General features: G+C 65.0%; 13 protein-coding genes and 4 rRNA genes. 1 reads left to right on the forward strand and 16 read right to left on the reverse strand.

Annotation, left to right across the window (positions count from 1 at the left end; translation table 11 throughout):
• Positions 1–32 precede the first annotated feature (32 nt).
• Positions 33–1,100 (forward strand): hypothetical protein, encoded by a 1,068-nt coding sequence (locus GV015_RS02220; protein ID WP_159876291.1) that lies wholly within the window; start codon positions 33–35, stop codon positions 1,098–1,100.
• A gap of 68 nt (positions 1,101–1,168) precedes the next feature.
• On the opposite strand, the gene GV015_RS02225 is transcribed toward GV015_RS02220, so the two are convergent.
• From GV015_RS02225 to GV015_RS02300, 16 genes are all read right to left on the reverse strand, one after another.
• Entirely contained in the window at positions 1,169–3,163 is a 1,995-nt protein-coding gene (locus tag GV015_RS02225) for a cytochrome c oxidase assembly protein (protein WP_159876293.1), read from the reverse strand.
• Between the two features lie 107 nt (positions 3,164–3,270).
• Entirely contained in the window at positions 3,271–6,510 is a 3,240-nt protein-coding gene (locus GV015_RS02230) for an AAA family ATPase (RefSeq protein ID WP_159876295.1), read from the reverse strand.
• Positions 6,510–7,679, reverse strand: coding sequence for an exonuclease SbcCD subunit D (locus GV015_RS02235; RefSeq protein WP_159876297.1), 1,170 nt, complete (start codon positions 7,677–7,679; stop codon positions 6,510–6,512). The genes GV015_RS02230 and GV015_RS02235 overlap by 1 nt, the downstream gene beginning before the upstream one ends.
• A gap of 160 nt (positions 7,680–7,839) precedes the next feature.
• The gene (locus tag GV015_RS02240) at positions 7,840–8,121 is read right to left on the reverse strand and encodes an HU family DNA-binding protein (protein WP_064294762.1); all 282 of its coding nucleotides are present in this window, start codon (positions 8,119–8,121) and stop codon (positions 7,840–7,842) included.
• Between the two features lie 203 nt (positions 8,122–8,324).
• A complete protein-coding gene (locus GV015_RS02245; RefSeq protein WP_201299418.1) occupies positions 8,325–9,743 on the reverse strand; it encodes a DHA2 family efflux MFS transporter permease subunit in 1,419 nt (472 codons plus the stop codon).
• A 114-nt stretch (positions 9,744–9,857) separates the two neighbouring features.
• A complete protein-coding gene (gene rpsN / locus GV015_RS02250) occupies positions 9,858–10,163 on the reverse strand; it encodes a 30S ribosomal protein S14 (protein ID WP_064294760.1) in 306 nt (101 codons plus the stop codon).
• A gap of 2 nt (positions 10,164–10,165) precedes the next feature.
• The gene (rpmG, locus tag GV015_RS02255; protein WP_056010525.1) at positions 10,166–10,333 is read right to left on the reverse strand and encodes a 50S ribosomal protein L33; all 168 of its coding nucleotides are present in this window, start codon (positions 10,331–10,333) and stop codon (positions 10,166–10,168) included.
• Positions 10,333–10,569, reverse strand: a complete 237-nt coding sequence (gene rpmB / locus GV015_RS02260) for a 50S ribosomal protein L28 (RefSeq protein WP_056010522.1) — start codon at positions 10,567–10,569, stop codon at positions 10,333–10,335. Before rpmB ends, rpmG begins: the two co-directional genes overlap by 1 nt.
• A gap of 299 nt (positions 10,570–10,868) precedes the next feature.
• Positions 10,869–10,985 (reverse strand): 5S ribosomal RNA (gene rrf / locus GV015_RS02265).
• Between the two features lie 10 nt (positions 10,986–10,995).
• Positions 10,996–11,112, reverse strand: a 5S ribosomal RNA gene (gene rrf, locus GV015_RS02270).
• Positions 11,113–11,248: 136 nt separating this feature from the next.
• Positions 11,249–14,366: ribosomal RNA gene (locus GV015_RS02275) — 23S ribosomal RNA — on the reverse strand.
• A 452-nt stretch (positions 14,367–14,818) separates the two neighbouring features.
• Positions 14,819–16,339, reverse strand: a 16S ribosomal RNA gene (locus GV015_RS02280).
• Together the 16S, 23S and 5S rRNA genes form the textbook arrangement of a ribosomal RNA operon.
• Before the next feature lie 729 nt (positions 16,340–17,068).
• Positions 17,069–18,535, reverse strand: a complete 1,467-nt coding sequence (locus GV015_RS02285) for a hypothetical protein (RefSeq protein WP_159876299.1) — start codon at positions 18,533–18,535, stop codon at positions 17,069–17,071.
• A complete protein-coding gene (locus tag GV015_RS02290; RefSeq protein WP_236555295.1) occupies positions 18,525–19,337 on the reverse strand; it encodes a TIGR03943 family putative permease subunit in 813 nt (270 codons plus the stop codon). Before GV015_RS02290 ends, GV015_RS02285 begins: the two co-directional genes overlap by 11 nt.
• Positions 19,330–20,418: a permease gene (locus GV015_RS02295; protein WP_371416529.1), complete on the reverse strand. Its 1,089-nt coding sequence runs from the start codon at positions 20,416–20,418 to the stop codon at positions 19,330–19,332. Before GV015_RS02295 ends, GV015_RS02290 begins: the two co-directional genes overlap by 8 nt.
• Positions 20,419–20,425: 7 nt before the next feature.
• On the reverse strand, positions 20,426–20,827 hold the full coding sequence (locus GV015_RS02300; RefSeq protein WP_079704165.1) for a Fur family transcriptional regulator: 402 nt from the start codon (positions 20,825–20,827) through the stop codon (positions 20,426–20,428).
• Positions 20,828–20,905: the final 78 nt, after the last annotated feature.

Genomic DNA, 20,905 nt, shown 5'->3' on the forward strand with positions numbered 1-20,905 from the left:
TCCTACGCGAGGTGCCCGCCTAGGATGTCAGGATGAGCCATGTCGCGACACGTGGGGAGCTGCGACGCCCGGGAACGGTGCGCGGTGCGCTCGTCCGCGCCGTCGTGCTGTGGCTCTGCATCGCGGCGCTGCTCGTCGCGGCCATCGTCTCCGCCTGGTCGGCCGTCGCCCGCGACGTCTACGGCGCCGGTTCCTTCGCGCGCGGCTACCTGGACGCCCTCGCAGACGACGACGCTGCGACCGCGCTCGCGTTGCCCGGAGTCGCCCTGAGCTCCGCCGAACTCGCCAACGCGGGCCTGCCCGCCGAGAGCTCGGACGCCCTGCTCCGGAGCGAGGCGCTCGGCACCATCGAGAACGTGCGCCTCGTCTCCGACGTCACGACGGGCTCGGGCGCCCACGAGGTCACCTTCTCGTACCGACTCGCGGGGCAGCCGCACAGCACGGTGTTCTCGATCACGAGCGGCGAGCGCACCTTCGGGCTGTTCCCGTCGTGGCGCTTCGAGACGAGCCCGTTGAGCGTCGTCCAGCTGACGGTCGCGCACACGACCGGGTTCCGGGCGAACGGTTTCGAGCTCGACACCCGCCGCGTCGCGGAAGGGACCGAGGGGGCCTTCACCTCCACCATCCCGCTCCTCACCTTCACGCCGGGCAGCGTCGACTTCGACGTCGACACCACCTACCTGGCGGCGTCGGTGGAGACGGCGACGACGACCGAGGTCGCGAGCGTCGTCGACGCCGAGGTGACCGCGAGTGCCACCTCGGACTTCGTCGGGGAGGTCCAGACGCAGATCGACGGCTACCTCGACAACTGCGCCACGCAACAGGTCCTCCAGCCCACCGGGTGCCCGTTCGGCATGGTGATCCGCGATCGCGTGGACGACCTACCGGTGTGGTCCATCGCGGCCTACCCCGTGGTGGCGGTCCAGCCGGGCGACACCGGTTGGCAGATGCCGGCGACGGCCGGAGCCGCGCACCTCGTCGTCGACGTGAAGTCGCTGTTCGACGGCACGGTCTCGACCCTCGACGAGGACGTCCCGTTCACGCTGTCGGCATTCGTGACGATCCGAGACGACGGCTCCCTCTACATCGACCTCCGCTGAAGCCCGCGAACTGTCACTTCGACACAGTCCGACACCCCTCACACTGTTCCGGAGTGACAGTTCGCGGGCTAGGAGCGGGTGTCGTTGGCCGCCATGCGCGCGAGACGCTCGTTGTACTCGTTGAGCTCCGCGTCGTTCGTGCGGTCCGCGTTACGATCGAGTCGCTTCTGGTCCTTCGCGTCGCTCTTGCTCCACGAGATCGCGACCGCGACGGCGAGCGCCAGGGTCGGGATCTCGCCGACGCTCCAGGCGATCCCGCCACCCGTCTGCTGGTCGAGGAGCGGTGCCTGCCCCCACGTGCGTCCCATCGCCCCGAACCAGTCGGCGAGGAACAGCCCGGTCGAGGAGATGATCGCCAGCCCGAAGAACGCGTGGAACGCCATCGTCGCGAAGAGCAGCAGGAGCCGCATCGGGTACGGCAGGCGATACGGGACCGGGTCGATGCCGATGAGGGACTGCACGAAGAGGTAGCCGGTGATGAGGAAGTGCACCACCATCCACTCGTGGCCGATGTGGTCCTCCATCGACCAGCGGAACAACGGCGTGTAGTAGAACACCCAGAGTGATCCGGCGAAGAGCACCGCGGTGACGAGCGGGTTCGAGATGATCCCCGCGAACTTCGAGTGCACGGCCAGGAGCACCCACTCCCGACCCCCTCGGGAGTCGTCCGAGCGCTTCCGCACCGCCCGCGCGAGCAGTGTGACAGGCGCTCCGGGGACGAGGAGCACGGGGACGAGCATGGTGAGACCCATGTGCCCGAGCATGTGCACGCTGAAGAGGTACGGCTGGTAGACGTTGATGCCACCGCAGGTGAGGTAGAAGAGCACGAGCAGCCCGAGCACCCAGCTGACGGTGCGCAGGATCGGCCAGGAGTCGCCCCGGCGGTGCAGACGGACGACGCCCGCGATGTAGAAGAAGATGCCGAAGGCACAGGCCAGCAGCCAGAGGAGGTCGATGTTCCACTCGGTGAAGTACCGCGCGAAGGTCAGTTCCGGCGGCAGTTCCTCCCCGGTGAGCAGCACCGCGGGCGTCGGCGCGGTCGGCACGGTCTGGTCGACCGGCGGGGCCGTCTTCGCCAGGGCTGCGGCGGCACCGGAGGCGATGCCCATGAACCCGAGCTCGAGGGCGACCAGCCACCAGAAGGTTCCGGTGCGGCCCGCGGGGGTGTCCGCACGTGCAGCAGCGGATCGCTCGATGCGACCGATCAGCACCCGACGCTGCAGCGCACCGAACAGACCGAGCGCCAGCAGGGCGAAGACCTTGACGAGGACGAGGATGCCGTACGGGGTGCCCAGGCGGTCGAGCGAGCCGATGCGCAGCTCGGCGCTCACGTATCCGGAGACGGCCACGACGACGAAGGACACGAGTGCCACGGTCGAGTACCGCATGAGCACGGGGGCGAGCCGGCCGTCTTCGAGGGTCTTGCGGATGAAGACGAGCGTGAGCAGACCGCCGAGCCAGATGGCGGCGAACACGAGGTGCAGGCCGAGCGCGGTGACGGCGGCGTTGTGCCCGCTCGCCTCGGCGGAGTGACCCTGCTGGGCCCTCGGCAGCAGCGACACGAGGGACAGCCCGAAGACGAACACGAGCACCGTGTGGTTGCGGACGGCGAAGCAGAGCACCGTGACGGCCGCGGCGATGAGCGTCGTCTGCAGCCAGGCCTGGCCCGACTCGATCCCGGTGAAGAAGAGGCTGAGCTTCGCGCCGAACGCGTCGTCGAAGGTGAGCGGCACCTGCGTGACGTTCAGGAAGGTGAAGAAGCCCGTCACACCGGACGCGACGGTGAAGACCGCGGCGCCGGCTGCGGCGACGTCGAGCGCCGCGCCGTACTCGCGCCGGTCCGGGCTGAGCGCCCAGCAGGCCATGAGCAACGCGCCGATGGTGACGGCGGCGCTCAGGTTGACGAGCAGTTGTGCGATCGGGAGCCCCCACCGCACGACGGCGCCGGGATCGCCCAGGAGTTGCGCATCCGCTCCGCCGCCGAAGGCCAGACCCGCGAGGAGGGTCGCCACAGCCACGAGGAGCAGGAGGGCAGGACCCGCGAGGCGGACGACACGATTCACGCTGCAAGCCTACGCGGCGCTGCTGGGAACCCCGACCGCAGCGGGCTCAGCCGGCGCTCGGTCCCTCAGCCGAACCACCGGTCCCTGAGCCTGTCGAAGGGCGCCGCTCACGCCCGGACGAGCAGGGTCGAGGAGCCGTCTTCCAGCCGCCGCACCTCGATGCGTTCGCCGATGCGCTGCTTCATCTCCTCGACGTGGCTGACGACGCCGACGACGCGGCCGCCGGCCGAGAGCCGACCGAGCTCGGCCATCACGGTGTCGAGCGTCTCGGGGTCGAGGCTGCCGAACCCTTCGTCGACGAAGAGCGTGCCGAGCTCGACACCGCCGGCCTCGCCCGTCACGACGTCCGCCAGCCCGAGTGCGAGACAGAGGGAGGCGTAGAACGTCTCGCCACCGGACAGCGACTTCGGATCGCGACGCCGGTCGGTCCGGTGATCGTGGACCGTGAGCGACAACCCGACGCGCTGGCTGCGGGAGGGTCCTTCCTTGACATCGCTGCGGACGAGCTCGTAGCGCCCGCCGGACATCGACTCCAGGCGCGCGTTCGCCGCCGCCACGACATCTTCGAAGCGGCGCAGGAGGACGTAGGTGCCGAGGGTGACCTTCGTGCTGTTCTCGCTGCCCGTGGCCGACACCACGTCGGCGAGGCGGACGACGGCCGCGGCCTCGCGGACCGCGTCGGCGTTCTCATCGGCCGCCTCGGCGAGCGCCGTGCAGGCGGCAGCCGCGTTGGTCGCTCGTCGTGCGGAGACGGCGGCCGCCGCGGTCGCGGTGCCTGCCGCCGCCTCGGCGTCGGCCAGTCGTCGAGCGGTCGCTTCGACGTCGGGTGCGGCGGTACCGGCGACTCCGGCGATGGCCGGGCTCGCGAGTGCTTCCGCGTTCGCGGTCGTGTGACGCAGGTGGTCAGCCACCCGCGCCTCGGCGCTCGCCCGTTCGACCCCGTTCATGGCTGCGGCTTCCGCGGCCGCGCGGTCGGCGAACCCGGCCCGCTCGAGTGCCGCCTCCAGCTCGACCGCGCGCTCGGCGTCACGCAGGCGCCGGTCAGCGACGGTCGCTCGTGCCGCCGCGAGCAGCGACAGCGAGGAGAGCTCGGCCTCGAGCATCGCGTCGAGCTCGGCAAGTGAAGCCGCTCGACCGGCGAGGACGCCGGCCACCTCGGCGCGGGCCTGCTCGTGGACGCGCTGCGCGGCGGCGAGCCGCTCGGTCAGTGTCGCCCGGGTGGCGGTGCGTTCCGACACCGCGACCACGCCGGCCAGGTGCTCCTCCGCGAGGCGTCCGGCCTCCGCGACCTCGGCGTCCGCCTCCTCGGCGATGACCACGGCCTCCGCGTGCTGCCGCTCGGCCTCCGCAGCGGCCGCATCGACGGCCGCCCGCGCAGCGACCGGGTCGAACCCGGCTGTCGCCGTCGTCGAAGCGTCGGTGGAGCCGGCCGCGGCAACGTCGCCCGGGTCGTCGGCCAGCGCGAGGAACTGCTCGACGAGGCGACGGCGCTCCGCGCGGGCGATGTCCCGGGCGCTCTGCGCCGACTGCATCCTCGCCTCGGCGTCGGCCCGCGCGACGGATGCCGCTTCGACCGCGTCCGCGTCGGGGTGGTCTCCGTCGAGCACCGCGGGCGCCGGATGGCTGAGCGAGCCGCAGACGCTGCACGGCTCGCCGTCCCGCAAGCCGGTGGCGAGTTCACCCGCCATGCCCTCGATCCTCCGGAGGCGCAGCGACGTCTCGACGTCGATCGCCGCCTTCGCAGCCGTGGCGGCCTCGGTGACCTCGTCGGCGAGCCCCGCGAGGCGTTCGTCGGCCGCGTCCACCCGATCCAGCACCGCACGGCGTTCAGCCGCGCGCTCGACGGACCGGGCGGCCCTGGCCGACTCGGTGGCCGCACGCGAGGCGCGCTCCGGTGCCGAGCTGAGCGCTGCCCGGCGGGCGTCCCGTCGCGTCTGTTCCGCTGCGAGCTCGGCGAGCCGTTCGTCGACGGTCGCGAGCTCCTCGGCGAGTGCTGCGAGCGCGAGTTCCCGGTCGGCGTCGGCGGCTTCGAGGACGAGCACGGCCGCCATCGACGCTCGCTCGACGGTGAGGGATTCGCGGCGCGCGGTGACGGACGCATCGTCGAGAGCGACGATCGCCTCGTCGGCCTGCTCCTCCATCGCGGCGAGCGACGCGATGGCATCCTGGAGCGCCGCCGATGCCGTGGCCGCTCCGGCGAGCGCGGACGCGACGGTGTCCGCCCGAGCCGCTGCCGCGATCCGTTCGGAGAGCCGCGCGACCGGTTCGTCGTCCACCGAGAGCAGCTCGCGCTCGGTCAGCAGCTCCGCGCGACGTTCGATGGACGCGAGCAGCGTCTGGGCCGCGGCGTGTTCGGCGCGAGCGCGCTCCAGGGCGACCCGAGCAGCGCCAGCGGTCGAGGCATCGGCGGCGGCGTGGCGCTCGAGGACGGCGACGATGCGCGTGGCGTCACCGACGAGGTCTTCGGAATCGGGTTCGAGCGGGACCGCGAGGGTCGCGATGTCGGGTTCGGGCTCGCCATCCGCGATGTCCGGGTGGAGGTCGGGCTCCGCAGCCGACGGATCACCGGCAGTCGCGGTATCGCCTGGCTCGGCATCGACTGTCGAGAGGGCGTCCATCCCGGCCGGGGTGTCCGCTCCCCTGCCCGCGACGAGTTCCCGTGCGTCGTCGAGTTCGGCCGCTCCCGCGAACCGGGCGATCGCGCGGCCCAGCGCCTCTCGTGCGCCTTCGATGTCGCGTTGGGCCTGCCGTCGCTGCTCGACGAGGTGCTTGGCGACTCGCTCGTAGTGCTCCGTCCCGAACAGGGACCGGAGCAGTTCGCTGCGCTCCTCACCGCCGGCGGCGAGGAACTTCGCGAACTCGCCCTGCGGGAGGACGATCGTCTGGACGAACTGCTCCCGGGTGAGACCGACGATCCGGCTGATCTCCGGACCGATCTCCTGTGCGCGGGTCGACAGGGTCTCTCCGGCCAGTGCGTCGGGATCGGTCAGGCGGACGAGGGTGGCGCTCGCCTGCTGCGGTGTGAAGCCGGCACCGCGCTGCTTCGGCCGCTGGTAGGCCGGCGTCCGCCGCACCCGGTACACGCCGGATCCGGTCTCGAAGACGAGTTCCACGAACGGTTCCGTCCCGGGCTGCGCGTGGTGCGAGTGGAGGCGGTCCTTGCTGGCCCCGGTACCGGCCAGTTCGCCGTACAGCCCGAACACGATGGCGTCGATGATCGTGGACTTGCCGGCGCCGGTCGGTCCCTCCAGGAGGAACAGACCAGCCCGCCCGAGTTCGACGAAGTCGATGGTGTGCTCACCCGCGTACGGTCCGATGGCCTGCAGCGTGAGTCGGTGCAGGCGCATCAGGCACTCACCTCCGCGGCGAGTGCTGCCTCGTTCGCCGCCGCGATGAGCTCCCGCTCGCGAGTGGTCGCCGGTGCACCCGTCGCGTACTCGATGAACTCGGCGGTGACTTCGACCGGGTCGGAGACCGCCGTGACGGCTGCGGCGCGAGTCTCCTCGGAACGGTTCGCCGGCGCGTGCGACCAGACGAGCAGGTGCGGGAAGCGCCGGGTCAGCGTCGCGTACAGCTCCGGTGGCCGGACATCGTCGGTGACCGTGGCGCGCACCCAGGCGTCGACGGCGTCGTCTCCCGTGGGGCCCTGCAGCTCTGCGAGGGTTCCGGTGACGTCGACGAGCCGACGGGGCACCGGCGCCGGCAGCAGCTCCAGGTGCACGGAACCGTCGGCGGCGAGGTCGACCAGCACGCTCGACTTCACCTGGTTGCGTTCGGAGAAGGAGTAGGCGAGCGGCGAGCCGGAGTACCGCATGCGTTCGACGCCCGTCGCGGCCCCGACGCGCTGCGCACCGTGGAGGTGGCCGAGCGCGACGTAGTCGAAGTCGTCGAACAGTTTGGCGGGCACCGCATCGACCCCGCCGATCCGGATGTCGCGTTCGCTGTCGCTCGCGAGACCACCGATGACGAAGGCATGCGCAGCAACGACCGATCGGACCGTTCCGTGCTCGCGACGCTCCGCGAGATCGGCTCGGACGCGTTCGAGGGCTGCACCCATGACGGCGGCGTGCGACCGCGCGAGCGGCTGGTCGTCCGGGGCCAGCACCCCTCGTGCGGTGTCGGGGTCGAGGTAGGGCAGTGGATAGAAGGCGACGGGCCCGTGTTCGTCGTCCACCAGGACCGGTTCGCCGACCCGCGCGAGGTCGGCTCGAATGTCGATCCCGTCGCGCAGCATGGCGGCGCCGAAACCGAGCCGGATGGCCGAATCATGGTTGCCCGGGGCGAGGATGACGCGGGTGCGGCCAGCAAGCCGCCCGAGCGACTCCGACAGCAGCGTCACCGCCTCGACCGGCGGGATGGCGCGGTCGTAGATGTCGCCGGCGACGAGGAGGACGTCGACCTGGTGGTCCAAGACCGTCTGCTCGAGGTGCGCCAGGAAGTCGCGTTGGAAGGGGAGCAGGTCGACCCCGTGCAGCGAACGGCCGAGGTGCCAGTCCGAGGTGTGGAGGATCCGCATGACAGCAATGCTAGGCCGAGCCGCCGACACCTCGCCGCGCCCCGGACGGCACCCGGACGAACGACAGCAGGGCGTCGCTCTCGCGACGCCCTGCTGTGTGGTCTGAACCGGCGGAGTGTCTCCGTGATCCGAGTCCGTGCGGGCTGACGCCCGCGACGACTTACTTGACGGAAGCCTTGAGCTTCGAGCCGGCGGTCACCTTGACGCGCTTGCCGGCCGGGATCTGGATCTCGGCGCCGGTCTGCGGGTTGCGGCCCGTGCGAGCGGCGGTGTCGGTCTGCTCGAAGGCGATCCAACCCGGGATCGAGACCTTGCCGCCCGTGGCGACGGTCTCAGCGACGGTGGTGAACAGCGCGTCGACAACGCTGCCGACGGTCGCCTGGCTCTGGCCGGTCGATGCGGCGATGGCGGCGACGAGTTCGGTCTTGTTCAAATTTGCCATTGTGAGGGTCCTCCTCGGACGTTGCTGCAACGTACAGCTGATGTGTTGGTAGCGAAGGTGTCGCTGATACGGCACCAACTGGTCGGTGTGACCGCCTCGAATGTAGCAGCAATCCGCGAGATTTCGCGGATTTCTCCGCTCTACGCGGACAATCGGGCCTGCGTGTCGGTCGTTTCCCAGCTGGGAGCCGTCGGTGTGGCCGCTCAGCGGACCCCGATGACGCTGTGCCCGGCAGCTCGCGACAGCAACCACGCCTCGATCGTCGGGAAGAGGGTCAGGACGGCGATCGCGAGGAACGCGAACTGATACGGCAGCAGCTGGCCGCCACCGACCCCGTCCTCGAGGGAGAATCCGGTCGTCAGCAGGATCGCCCCGACGGCGACACCGAAGCCGCTCGCGACCTGTTGCAGGGTCGAGTTGAGGGTGTTGGCGCGAGACATCGCAGCGGGTTCGACGTCGGCGAAGGTGATGGTGTTGTACGCCGTGAAGCCGATCGACCGGGCGACCCCGCTGAGGAAGAGCAGCAGCGCCATGAGCACGATCGACGTGTCAGCGGTGAGGGACGCCATCCCGGCCATGCACAGGACTCCGATCAGGTTCGACGACACGAGCACCAGACGGAATCCGAACCGCCGCAACATCCAGGTCGTCGCCGGCTTGATCGCGAGGTTGCCGGCGAAGAGGAAGAGCACCATCGAACCGGCCTGGACGGGCGTCCAGCCGAATGCGTCCTGAAACAGCAGCGGCAGGAGGAAGGGGACGGCGCTGATGGTGAGCCGGTAGACGCTGCCGCCGGCGTTGGCCAGCCGGAAGGTCTCGATCCGCAGCGACCGGAGGTCGACGAACGGGTGGGGCGCGCGGAACAGGTGTCGGATCGCGAGGGCGAGCAGAACGATGCCCGCTACGAGCGACCCGGCGAACCACCGGGCGTCGAACCCGGCGCCGGACACCAGGGACGCCGCCACGAGGAGCGACGCGAGCCCGACGCAGGCGAGCGACAGGCCGAGCCAGTCGAGCGGAGGCACCTCGTCGGCGGCGAAGTCGGGGACGATGCGGAGCGCCACGATGAAGGCGACGACACCGATCGGCACGTTGATGAGGAAGATCCAGTGCCAGGAGGCGTACTGGGTGATCACCCCACCGAGGAACGGCGCGATGATCGGGGCGGCGAGGGCGGGCCACGTCAGGAGGGCGATGGCCTGGATCAACCGTTCCTTTGGCGTCACCCGGAGCACGGCCAGCCGGCCAACCGGCACCATCAATGCGCCGCCGACACCCTGGAGCACCCGGAAGCCGACGAGCATCGGCAGGCTCGAGCTCAACGCGCACAGCACGGAGGCGATCGTGAACACCGCGATCGCAAGTGCGAAGATGCGCTTGGCACCGAACCGGTCCGTCAGCCAACCGCTGACGGGGATGAGGACGGCCACCGTGAGCAGGAATGCGGTGACGGCGAGCCCGACGGCGGTCGACGAGGTACCGAGGTCCCGGGCGATACTCGGTGCGGCTGTGGTGAGGATGGTCCCGTCGAGGTTCTCCATGAAGAAGCAGCCGGCGACCAGGAGGGCGATGGCCCGTTGCGTGCGGACGTCCAGCAGCGCCTCCTCGGTGGGTGTGGGAATCGTTCGATCCTTGCAGTTGTCGTCGAGAACGCGAAAGGGCCGCCCGCGATGCGGACGGCCCTTTCGGTGTTGCGATGCTGTGTCAGCGGAATGTGAGCTCCGACTGAGCGGGTGTTACCAGCTCGACTTGCGGACGCCGGGTAGTTCGCCCTTGTGCGCCATGTCGCGGAAGCGAACGCGGCTGATGCCGAACTTCGAGAGGTTGCCTCGCGGGCGACCGTCGATCGCGTCGCGGTTGCGGAGGCGAACCGGCGAAGCGTTGCGAGGAAGCTTCTGGAGGCCGAGGCGAGCTGCTTCACGCGACTCGTCGGTCCCGGCGGGGTCGACGAGGGCCTTCTTCAGCTCGGCGCGCTTCGTGGCGTAGCGGTCGACGATAACCTTGCGCTGCTCGTTACGGGCGATCTTGCTCTTCTTAGCCATGTTTAGCGCTCCTCTCGGAATTCAACGTGCTTGCGCACTACGGGGTCGTACTTCTTGAGCACGAGACGGTCTGGGTTGTTGCGACGGTTCTTCTTGGTCACGTACGTGTAACCGGTACCAGCCGTCGAACGGAGCTTGATGATTGGACGGACGTCCTGCTGCTTAGCCATTAGATCTTCACCCCACGAGCGAGAATGTCCTTGACGACGGATTCGATGCCACGGGCGTCGATCACCTTGATGCCCTTGGCGGACACCTTCAGGGTGACGTTACGACGCAGCGAGGGCACGTAGTAGGTCTTCTTCTGCACGTTCGGGTCGAAGCGGCGCTTCGTGCGACGGTGCGAGTGCGAGATGTTGTGACCGAAGCCGGGAACGGCTCCTGTCACCTGGCACACTGCTGCCATAGTAGTTTCTCCTTCATTACCGCAGGGCGACTGCCCTGCCCAAGATCTCTTGTCGGCGTGCGCGATCCCCGTCGGCGTGAGCGGTGGGGGATCGTGGACACGATGTGGACATGGAGCGTCCACACCAAGGGTCAAGCGTACGCTGTGACCGGGCGTTTTGCAAATTCGTGTTTGTACAACTCAACGCGCTGCGCGTGTTAACGCGCTGTGCGTGTTAACGCGCTGTGCGTGTTAACACGCTGCGCGTGTTAACGCAAAATGGCCACCCAAGAACCTTGGGTGGCCACTTCAACGAAGAAGTCCGGCGGTGTCCTACTCTCCCACAGGGTCCCCCCTGCAGTACCATCGGCGCAAAGAGTCTTAGCTTCCGGGTTCGGAATGTGACCGGGCGTTTCCCTCTCGCTATGGCCGCCGTTCAACGAAGAAGTCCGGCGGTGTCCTACTCTCCCACAGGGTCCCCCCTGCAGTACCATCGGCGCAAAGAGTCTTAGCTTCCGGGTTCGGAATGTGACCGGGCGTTTCCCTCTCGCTATGGCCGCCGAAACACTATTGATGTATCAAAGTGAACAAGCAAACCAACACGCTGTGCGAACACAGTGGTGTTGTTTGCGGGTTCTCGACCGTACATCGAGAACCACTCAGTGGACGCGTAGCATCTTCGTATTCAAACAAAGAAAGTGTTATCAAATTATCGGCTTATTAGTACCGGTCAGCTCCGAGAGTCTTTCGTCCTCTCTTCCACATCCGGCCTATCAACCCAGTAGTCTGGCTGGGAGCCTCTCGCCCGAAGGCATGGAAATCTCATCTTAAGGCCGGCTTCCCGCTTAGATGCTTTCAGCGGTTATCCATCCCGAACGTAGCTAATCAGCGGTGCTCCTGGCGGAACAACTGACACACCAGAGGTTCGTCCAACCCGGTCCTCTCGTACTAGGGTCAGATCCTTTCAAATTTCCTGCGCGCGCAGCGGATAGGGACCGAACTGTCTCACGACGTTCTAAACCCAGCTCGCGTACCGCTTTAATGGGCGAACAGCCCAACCCTTGGGACCTACTCCAGCCCCAGGATGCGACGAGCCGACATCGAGGTGCCAAACCATGCCGTCGATATGGACTCTTGGGCAAGATCAGCCTGTTATCCCCGAGGTACCTTTTATCCGTTGAGCGACAGCGCTTCCACAAGCCACTGCCGGATCACTAGTCCCGACTTTCGTCCCTGCTCGACTTGTCAGTCTCACAGTCAAGCTCCCTTGTGCACTTACACTCGACACCTGATTGCCAACCAGGTTGAGGGAACCTTTGGGCGCCTCCGTTACTTTTTGGGAGGCAACCGCCCCAGTTAAACTACCCACCAGGCACTGTCCCTGAACCGGATTACGGTTCGAAGTTAGATATCCAGAGTGACCAGAGTGGTATTTCAACAATGACTCCACCTGAACTAGCGTCCAAGCTTCAAAGTCTCCCACCTATCCTACACAAGCCACACCGAACACCAATACCAAGCTGTAGTAAAGGTCACGGGGTCTTTCCGTCCTGCTGCGCGTAACGAGCATCTTTACTCGTAATGCAATTTCGCCGAGTTCGCGGTTGAGACAGCTGGGAAGTCGTTACGCCATTCGTGCAGGTCGGAACTTACCCGACAAGGAATTTCGCTACCTTAGGATGGTTATAGTTACCACCGCCGTTTACTGGGGCTTAAATTCTCAGCTTCGCCTTGCGGCTAACCGTTCCTCTTAACCTTCCAGCACCGGGCAGGCGTCAGTCCGTATACATCGTCTTGCGACTTGGCACGGACCTGTGTTTTTAGTAAACAGTCGCTTCCCACTGGTCTCTGCGGCCTTCAAACGCTTTCGGAGCAAGTCCTAATACGCCTCAGGCCCCCCTTCTCCCGAAGTTACGGGGGCATTTTGCCGAGTTCCTTAACCACGATTCTCTCGATCTCCTTAGTATTCTCTACCTGACCACCTGAGTCGGTTTGGGGTACGGGCCACTAGAACCTCGCGTCGATGCTTTTCTTGGCAGCATAGGATCACCTACTATCCCTTACGGGTCCGTATCGTGTCTCAGCCTTCACGAGAGACGGATTTGCCTATCTCTCAGCCTACGCACTTACACCGGGACAACCATCGCCCGGCATGGGCTACCTTCCTGCGTCACACCTGTTAATACGCTAAACGCACCAGCATGGGGTCGAGCGTTAGACCGGACCCATCATCCCCGAAGGGAATCAGTCGTCCGGGTTAGGACTCTTAGCACCACTGGATTATCTTGGGCGGTTCTTCGCGGGTACGGGAATATCAACCCGTTGTCCATCGACTACGCCTGTCGGCCTCGCCTTAGGTCCCGACTTACCCAGGGAAGATTAGCTTGACCCTGGAACCCTTGGTCTTTCGGAGGACATGTTTCTCACATGTCTTTCGCTACTCATGCCTGCATTCTCACTCGTGTAGCGTCCACGGCTGGTTTACACCGCCGCTTCACTCGCCACACGACGCTCTCCTACCCATCAATACGGCTGGACCACGAAGGCCTACCAAAAATATCAATGCCACAACTTCGGTGGCGTGCTTGAGCCCCGTTACATTGTCGGCGCGGAATCACTTGACCAGTGAGCTATTACGCACTCTTTCAAGGGTGGCTGCTTCTAAGCCAACCTCCTGGTTGTCTGTGCAACTCCACATCCTTTCCCACTTAGCACGCGCTTTGGGACCTTAGTTGGTGGTCTGGGTTGTTTCCCTCTCGACGATGAAGCTTATCCCCCACCGTCTCACTGCTGCGCTCTCACTTACCGGCATTCGGAGTTTGGCTGACGTCAGTAAGCTTTTGGGCCCCATCGGCCATCCAGTAGCTCTACCTCCGGCAAGAAACACGCAACGCTGCACCTAAATGCATTTCGGAGAGAACCAGCTATCACGAAGTTTGATTGGCCTTTCACCCCTATCCACAGCTCATCCCCTCAGTTTTCAACCTAAGTGGGTTCGGTCCTCCACGACGTCTTACCGTCGCTTCAACCTGGCCATGGATAGATCACTTCGCTTCGGGTCTAGGACATGCGACTGAATCGCCCTATTCAGACTCGCTTTCGCTACGGCTACCCCACACGGGTTAACCTCGCCACATATCGCTAACTCGCAGGCTCATTCTTCAAAAGGCACGCTGTCACACCAACAAGGGTGCTCCAACGGTTTGTAAGCAAACGGTTTCAGGTACTATTTCACTCCCCTCCCGGGGTACTTTTCACCTTTCCCTCACGGTACTTGTCCGCTATCGGTCATCTGGGAGTATTTAGGCTTATCAGGTGGTCCTGACAGATTCACACGGGATTTCTCGGGCCCCGTGCTACTTGGGATACTCCTCGCACGATTGCAGCATTTCGACTACCGGGCTGGCACCGTCTCTGGCTGGGCTTTCAATCCCATTCGTCTATACCACGTTCTAATGCTCCCCGAATATCAGTTCGGAGTGAGAAGTCCCACAACCCCGGACATGCAACGCCTGATAGCTATCACACATGCCCGGTTTAGCCTCTTCCGATTTCGCTCGCCACTACTGACGGAATCACTGTTGTTTTCTCTTCCTGGGGGTACTGAGATGTTTCACTTCCCCCCGTTCCCTCTACCCGCCCTATATATTCAGGCGGGAGTCACCAGATCACCACAAGGGGCCTGGCGGGGTTTCCCCATTCGGAAATCCTCGGATCACAGCTCGTTTATCAGCTCCCCGAGGCTTATCGCAGATTACTACGTCCTTCTTCGGCTCCAGATGCCAAGGCATCCACCGTTTGCTCTTAGAAATTTGAAATCACATGAGTTTGAATCGATCGGCACCAGTTACCTGATGCAGATTGACCAATGATCAACATCACTTCCGAAGAAGCATGTTTTGATCTTTGTGATCCACAACCCCGAAGGGTCATGAATCTAAGATGCTCGCGTCCACTGTGTAGTTCTCAAAGTACGGGCGGTACCTCTCTCCTTGACCATTCATGTCAAGCAAAAGAGGCCCTGAGGTTCGTCCTTCCTCCACCGAAGCGGAGAAGATCCGGTCCCTCAGGACCCAACAGCGTGCATATGCAAACCCTCCAGCCGGCCACCGTTCCAATCTCCCGAAGAAGACGTACTTGCTGGCAGACTCTCACGTCTGCATCAATGTCAATGTTCCACCCATGAGCGCCACCCGAGAACATTCGTCTCAGTGTGACTTGGCAACGTAAACCTCGCTGTATACAGACGAGCGTTGCACATGCTCCTTAGAAAGGAGGTGATCCAGCCGCACCTTCCGGTACGGCTACCTTGTTACGACTTAGTCCTAATTACCGATCCCACCTTAGACAGCTCCATCCTTGCGGTTAGGCCACTGGCTTCGGGTGTTACCGACTTTCATGACTTGACGGGCGGTGTGTACAAGGCCCGGGAACGTATTCACCGCAGCGTTGCTGATCTGCGATTACTAGCGACTCCGACTTCATGAGGTCGAGTTGCAGACCTCAATCCGAACTGGGACCAGCTTTTTGGGATTCGCTCCACCTTACGGTATTGCAGCCCTTTGTACTGGCCATTGTAGCATGCGTGAAGCCCAAGACATAAGGGGCATGATGATTTGACGTCGTCCCCACCTTCCTCCGAGTTGACCCCGGCAGTATCCCATGAGTTCCCACCATTACGTGCTGGCAACATAGAACGAGGGTTGCGCTCGTTGCGGGACTTAACCCAACATCTCACGACACGAGCTGACGACAACCATGCACCACCTGTTTACGAGTGTCCAAAGAGTTGACCATTTCTGGCCCGTTCTCGTATATGTCAAGCCTTGGTAAGGTTCTTCGCGTTGCATCGAATTAATCCGCATGCTCCGCCGCTTGTGCGGGCCCCCGTCAATTCCTTTGAGTTTTAGCCTTGCGGCCGTACTCCCCAGGCGGGGCGCTTAATGCGTTAGCTACGACACGGAAACCGTGGAATGGTCCCCACATCTAGCGCCCAACGTTTACGGGGTGGACTACCAGGGTATCTAAGCCTGTTTGCTCCCCACCCTTTCGCTCCTCAGCGTCAGTAGCGGCCCAGAGATCTGCCTTCGCCATCGGTGTTCCTCCTGATATCTGCGCATTCCACCGCTACACCAGGAATTCCAATCTCCCCTACCGCACTCTAGTCTGCCCGTACCCACTGCAGACCCGAGGTTGAGCCTCGGGATTTCACAGCAGACGCGACAAACCGCCTACGAGCTCTTTACGCCCAATAATTCCGGACAACGCTTGCACCCTACGTATTACCGCGGCTGCTGGCACGTAGTTAGCCGGTGCTTTTTCTGCAGGTACCGTCACTTTCGCTTCTTCCCTGCTAAAAGAGGTTTACAACCCGAAGGCCGTCGTCCCTCACGCGGCGTTGCTGCATCAGGCTTTCGCCCATTGTGCAATATTCCCCACTGCTGCCTCCCGTAGGAGTCTGGGCCGTGTCTCAGTCCCAGTGTGGCCGGTCACCCTCTCAGGCCGGCTACCCGTCGTCGCCTTGGTGAGCCATTACCTCACCAACAAGCTGATAGGCCGCGAGTCCATCCTTGACCAAAATTCTTTCCAGCAACTCACCATGCGGTGGAAGCTCGTATCCGGTATTAGACGTCGTTTCCAACGCTTATCCCAGAGTCAAGGGCAGGTTACTCACGTGTTACTCACCCGTTCGCCACTAATCCACCCAGCAAGCTGGGCTTCATCGTTCGACTTGCATGTGTTAAGCACGCCGCCAGCGTTCGTCCTGAGCCAGGATCAAACTCTCCGTAAATGTTGAATTGCACGACCACCGAAGTGACCGGCACATTTCGCGCACCATGCCACCGGAATAGGTGAACACGATGCAAGTTTGAAACTGACAGAACAAATCATTACTGACTTGCTTTGTTTTGTTTAAATGTTTTCCAAAGGAATCTCTTACAACATCAACCCATTTCGCGCACCATGCCACCGGAATAGGTGAACACGATGCAAGTTTGAAACTGACAGAACAAATCATTACTGACTTGCTTTGTTTTGTTTAAATGTTTTCCAAAGGAATCTCTTACAACATCAACCGACCGAAAAGGAAGGCATCAATTGCACGAGGTTTTTGGCATTTGACATTGTGCACGCTGTTGAGTTCTCAAGGATCGGATGCTCCTGCCTTTGGCCATCACGACCGCCCTGCAGGGCAACTTCTCTATCTTACATCTTCCCGGCTTGTTGTCAACTCGGCGTTTCAGCCGCTCTGCGAACAGAGTCATGCTGAGCACGAGTGACACCAGGAGGAAGTCATCCAACCGAGACTTGAAACGGTAACATCGAAATGTTCTCGCTTTTGGCTGGGGATTGTCCCCGCTTGAGGCCGAGAAGCTCTTCCGCTTCCCGCACCTTTGGGGTGACGAGTGATTACTCTACGTGTGTCTCGGGATCGTGGCAAATTCCGCTTGCATCCCGGGCGTGTCGCCCGGAATCACGCGGTTTTCGCCGAGGGGGCCCCGAACAGGTCGGCGCAGGGTCACTGCGCGACACCCGTGCCTGCGCACCAGGACAGGTCGAAACCGGCCTGCGTCCCGACCACCTTGCCGGTGCGGGCGTCGACGACCTCGATCTCGGGGCCGTTGGGCATCGGCGCGTTGGCGTACCCGTCGAAGCCGGCCTTCGCGAAGTCGGGGACAACGACGACCGCGACGTACTCCGCGTTCGGGCTCGCGCACAGTGACCAGATGACGGCACCCGCGTCAGGTCGATAGAGCTCGGCGGTCGCGCCGTCCTTGATCGCCAGTACCCGCTGCTCCGTGGTTCCGGCGACGCGGTCGTAGTCGGCGTAGATCCTGGCCGACAGGGACTCGGACAGTGCGACGAGTTGTCCGGGGATCTCGGTGGGTGCCACCGAGGGCAGGACGAACGGTTCGCTCTTCCCCGTCGCGAGGTCGAGCACGACCACACCGTCGACCTGCTCGATGACGACCTTGGTGGTGCCCGGGATGTAACTCGAGATGAGGGAGGCCCGGCCGAGCAGCACCGGGTCGGTCGTCGCAGCAGGATCGAGCAGCTCGAGCGAGTTGTCCACCGTGCGGACGAGCATCGAGGAGGTCCGGGGCACGAACGACCACTCCGCCGCCTGGACCGCAGCCCCGTCGATCCCGCCGACCCTGGCGGCCTCGGTGGGTTTCCCCTGCCGCAGCTCGAACGAGTACAGCGTGAGGTTGTCGCCGCCATCGCGACCGAACGACTGTTCCGTGAACAGGAACCCCACCCGGCTCTGCGCCGGAGCGGTCTGCAATGAGGTGATCATCCCGCCCATCGGGAGTGCCACCTCCTGGGTACTCCCGTCGGTCGTGTCCACCACCACGATGCGACCGAGCCCGCTCGTCTCCTGCTCCACGACGATCAGGGAGTCGCCGATCGTCGCGAACTCCTGGATCTTCGCCGCTTCGTACGCGGTCTCGGGTTCACCACCGCCGATCGAGAGGCGCACGATCCGGTCGTCCGCCTTCGTCGCCGCCGAGCCGCCGTCCTTGACCGGACTCCGCACGAGCGAGAACCCCTCGACGGGCGGCGTCGAGAACGACGTCGTGAGCGTGGCCGCCGGTCCGCCACCCGGCGCGGTGACCCCGTCGACCGTGATCCGGTAGTCCGTCGCATAGGCGAGCGGCTCGGGGAACACCAGCGTGATGCCGCCGGCCCCGGTACTGACGTCGAAGTCTGCTGCCGGCTCGATCCGCACCCGGTCCGATCCGAGATCCGCGATCGGTTGGTTCACCGCCAGGACCACCCGCTGGCCCCAGGACTCCACGAGTCCGGTCGGGTCGACCACCGTACGGACGAGCTTCGGCCCCTGGGTCAAGCCCACGACGGCCGCTCCGCCGCCGATGACGACGAGCGCGATCAGCACGATCGCGACCAGTCGGCCGAAACCGCTCCGGTCGCCGGCGGCCTGCGTCGACCGGCCTCGTGCAGCATCCCGGCGATCAGTAGTCATACGGATCCGCCGGCTCCTCGACCTTGTCGACCTTCGCCGTCCCGACCACCAATGGCAGATGCGAGGCGTCGCTCGCGGTGAGCGCCCCCGAGACCTCGACCCAGTCACCGGGCTTGAGCTGTTTGTCCCAGCCGTCGAGCTGCACGGGCACACCGACCGGCTGGGCGTCCACGGCGCAGCAGTTCACGACGAACCGCGAGACGTAGAAGACGTCGGCCGCGTCCGGATCGGCGATCACGAAGCCGACCCCGGTGAAGGCGCGCCCTTCGAGGTCGGCGGGACGCGTCGTCTGGCGCAACAGCGTCGCCCAGTCCTTGATGCCGAAGGTGCTAAAGTCCGGGTTCGAGGTCAGCACCGTCTGGGCGTCCTGCCCCTGGACCTCCCCCGCGAGCGTGCCGGAGTTCACCGCGCGCTGGTCGGCCGTCGCGACCGACAGCGTCGACGGCGGGAGCACCACCATCGCACCGACCACCGCGAGACTGCCCACGACGGAGGCGAGCTGCAGCGCCGTTCGTCCGCGACGCTTCGGCACCTCCTCGACGTCCACGTGGACGAGGACGCTGACGATGCCGAGCGCGACCGCGATGAGCGCCATGATGACGGTGAACACGAAGTAGCGCGGGTGGATGTAGAGGCCGAGGCGGTCGGTCAGCGCGAGCCAGAGGATGCACACGGCGGCGGTGACGAGCAGCAGCACGCCCCACCATCGCTGCCGGAGGCGTTCGAGCAGTGGGACGCGACGATCGCCGGCCGTCGACGTCTCGGCGTGCGCGTGTCCGTGGGTGACGTTCTGATCAGGCAAGGGCGTTCACTCCGAATCCGAGGGCCGCCGAGAACAGCACGGCGACGGCGGTGATGATCACGAGGGTCCTGGTCGTGTAGGTGGTGCGCATGAGCGCGAGCATCTTGACGTCGACGACGGGGCCGAGGACGAGGAAGGCGACGATCGAGCCGGGCATGAACGTCGATCCGAAGGACAGCACGAAGAAGGCGTCGACGTTCGAGCAGATCGAGACGATCACGGCGAGCGTCATCATCGCGAGCACCGACCAGACCGGGTTCGCGCCGAGGGTGACGAGCACCTCGCGCGGCACGAGCACCTGCACGGCGCCGGCCACGGCCGACCCGATGAGCAGCGCCGGCATGATCGCGCGCGCCTCGGCGACGAACTGCTGCAGGCTGCGCTCCACCTTCGTGTGCTCGTGCCCGTGCTGCTCGGTCACCTCGCAGCTGGCTTGGAAGGTCGGCGTGAGCAGCGAGCTGGGGTCGGGGTGCTTGCTGAAGAGCCACCCGATGAGGTTCGCGAGCAGGAACCCGCCGACGAGCCGGGCGACGAGGATCCCGCCGTCCCAGCCGAAGGCCTGATGCGTCGTGACGATGACGATGGGGTTGAGGATCGGCGCCGCGAGCAGGAAGGTGATCGACTCCGGCACCGTGAACCCGCGCACGATGAGGCCGCGGGCGAGCGGGACGTTGCCGCACTCGCAGACCGGCAGGAACATGCCGAGCAGCGAGATGCAGGCCCGGCGGAGGATCGGCTGCGTGGGCAACCACCGCTCGAGCCAGCCGTCGGGAAGCCAGATCTGCACGAGGATCGACAGCACGATGCCGAGCACCACGAACGGCAGCGACTCCACCACCACGCTGAGCGTCAGGGTCACGAAGTCGCGCACCGCGGTGGGCGGGGTGAGCGCCTCGTCGAGCGGCATGAGCGCCCGGAGCACGAAGAGCCCGACCACCACGAGCAGTGCGACGCCGATCAGGAGCGGTGTCCGCAGGTTCCGTGGATCACGCCCCTCGGTGCGACCCCAGTGCTCCGCGCCGTCGTCGTCGGGCGCGGTCCAGTCGTCGTCGACCCCGAGGGTGCCGGTCGTCCTGCTCACTCCGGCCTCACGCGCGCTGGGCCGCCGCCGAGCAGTTCTCGCAGAGCCCGAAGACGTCGACGACGTGCTTCGCCTCGGTGAACCCGTGCTGCGACGCGACCGAGCGCGCCCAGGCTTCGACCTCGTCGGCCTCGATCTCGATGGTGAGACCACAGTTGCGGCAGATGAGGTGGTGGTGGTGGGTGCCCGGCGTGCAGGCGCGGTAGAGGTTCTCGCCCTCAGGCGACTGCAGGGAGTCCGCTTCGCCCTCGACCGCGAGGTCGGAGAGGGCGCGGTACACGGTCGCGAGCCCGATCGGCGAACCGGTGTCGCGGAGTTCGGCGTGCAGACCCTGGGCGCTGATGAATCCGTCGTTGCCGCCGAGGGCCTCGCGGACAGCTTCTCGCTGCCAGGTGTTGCGCTTCGCCACGGGTGCTCCTGCCTGTCGCTTCAAGGGTACCCGGGAACCGCTCGGAGGACGCTCCGAAGCAGCTCCACGCGGACGCGG

Source organism: Plantibacter sp. T3 (assembly GCF_902506515.1).
Lineage (GTDB): Bacteria > Actinomycetota > Actinomycetes > Actinomycetales > Microbacteriaceae > Plantibacter > Plantibacter auratus.